The organism is Sebaldella sp. S0638, assembly GCF_024158605.1.
Classification (GTDB): domain Bacteria; phylum Fusobacteriota; class Fusobacteriia; order Fusobacteriales; family Leptotrichiaceae; genus Sebaldella.
The window spans coordinates 1-2,103 of sequence record NZ_JAMZGM010000227.1 but is presented as its reverse complement, the minus strand read 5'-3'; the positions used below and the strand labels follow the sequence as shown (position 1 = coordinate 2,103).

Genomic DNA, 2,103 nt, shown 5'->3' with positions numbered 1-2,103 from the left:
AGACTTTCCGCTAAGGCTGATAAACTTTCTACTGTTGTGGCAAGATTCTTTAAAAAATCATCTTTTAATACTTCTCCTGCTGTTGATAGATGCCCTGCCAGTTCATCTAACTGATTTTTTACTGTATCAAACAGTGTGAGGTTGGCTATACTTCTTACTGCTGCATCCGAACTTGTCGCAAGTTCTTTCAGAGCTTCTATAAACCTTTTTTGATATTCCTCCTGGTCCTTAAGATAATTTCCACTTGGCTTGAAGTCTGCCATTACTTCCCTGAAAGCATTTCCAAAAGCTTCATTGTATTTATCCCGGTATACACCGCCTATATCTGTTCCGGTTACTGCTTTATCAAACAGGTCTTTTACTCCGGATATTAGACTTTCCTGTAACCCCTGTGGATTTATATTTAAAAACAGATCTTCTATTCCTTTTTCAAATGTTTCGCTGAGATCCATTTTCCTGTTATCTTCTCTTTTTATTTTCTCATCTGTCACGCTCTGTTTTTGCTCTTCTACGGCTTTTATATAGTCGTTTACTTTTTCTTCTACATTTCCCAAAGCTATTGATGTTTTTCCTGCACTCTCAGATACCTGAGCTGCTACAGTTCCAAATTCTTTTAATTTTATAATACTCTCATCTATTTCTACTATTCGCTTTGCTAATGGCTCTGCTAATTTTCCACCCTCAAGACCTCTGCTATCTGTATATTTCGAATATTTATCTTCTATTGCTTTTAATTCTGACTTTAGCCTGCTTTTCTCTGATTCAAGTTCTGATATTTTTGTACTGTGTATATCTGTCGTATTTAAAGCTTCTATACCTAATAGAGGTTTTAGTAATTCGGATAGTTTTGTCAGGGCTTCAAGCATTGAGTTATTAACAGCATTATCTTTTCTATTTTTTACTATATCTATTTTTTTCAGAGTTTCCTCATACAATGCCTTTATTTTTTCTATGCTATCATACTGGCTAAAATCTATTCCAGTTTTACTATTATATGAGCTTTTTAGATAGGAATTATATTTTTGAAATCCAGCTGCTATTAAATCCGGCTGGTTTCCATCTTTTTTGCCCTGCACATTACTACTCTTAGCTTCTGATACCAGTACTTCTGTATTTTTGGTCACTGTCTTGAATCCTGAATTCAGACTCTCATTTATATCATCTAGTCTTTTTCCATCTAATTCCCTTAAAGAATAGAGCCTCTCTATTTCATTTGCACGCTCTCCTGACTTCTTATCCCTTAAACCTGATGAGCTTCCTGAGAATAGCTTTTCCAGTCTTACTATTTGGGCATCATATTCTTTTACCGATTCTTCTGCTGATTTCTTATCCTTTTGTAGCTGTGAAATCTCCTGTTCTGTTAATTTCACTTTTTCCTGTTGCAGTTCTACCTGCTTTGTTTCAAGTTCTACTATTTTTTCCTGATTAACTGATGATACTTCTGGTAATTTTATATTTTTCACATAATCCTTAAGCCACGGATCTGCCTTTTCCATGTCAAATATTAATTTAGCTCTACCCTCATTAGTATTTTTCATGGCACTTTCTATTTCTTTTCCTATTTCACCTTTAGTTTTCCCTGTAAGTTCCCCTACTCTTATTATTTCTTTTATTTTTTCAGATAAACTGTTACTTATTTTCTCCTGTTCTAACCTGTTTTTCTCCATCACTGCTGCTAATTTTTCATTGGATAGTCCGAGCTTATCATATGTATCCTCTATTCCTTCATACAACTTTGCCTGTTTATCAAGATATGTTGAATAATCATCCAGTCCCTCATTGTATCTTTTGTCAAGGTCTGCTTTGGAAGCTGTTATATACCCTTCTATATTTTGAATAAGTTCTTTGTAAACTTCCTTATTATTGTCCGATTTTATATTGTAAGTTAATTCTTCTGTTTTCTTCTTATATTCTTTTCCTGTATTAGCAAAGTACAACTGTTCATTTAGTTTCTTTATTTCCTGTGTATATTTTTCTACTCCTGCTTTGTCATCCAGAGTACGGGCTAAGTCTCTTGAAGTTTCCTTTATTGTACTTATGTCAATAATGTGGACACATTTATCTTGTCTATTATGAAATTTTTTTCAAATATTCTTTAGGAGA

The 2,103-nt window shown here is 33.7% G+C and carries 1 pseudogene; it reads right to left on the bottom strand.

The window, feature by feature from the left end:
- A pseudogene (locus tag NK213_RS19785) lies at positions 1-1,937 on the bottom strand (hypothetical protein); the annotation flags it as partial.
- Positions 1,938-2,103: the final 166 nt, after the last annotated feature.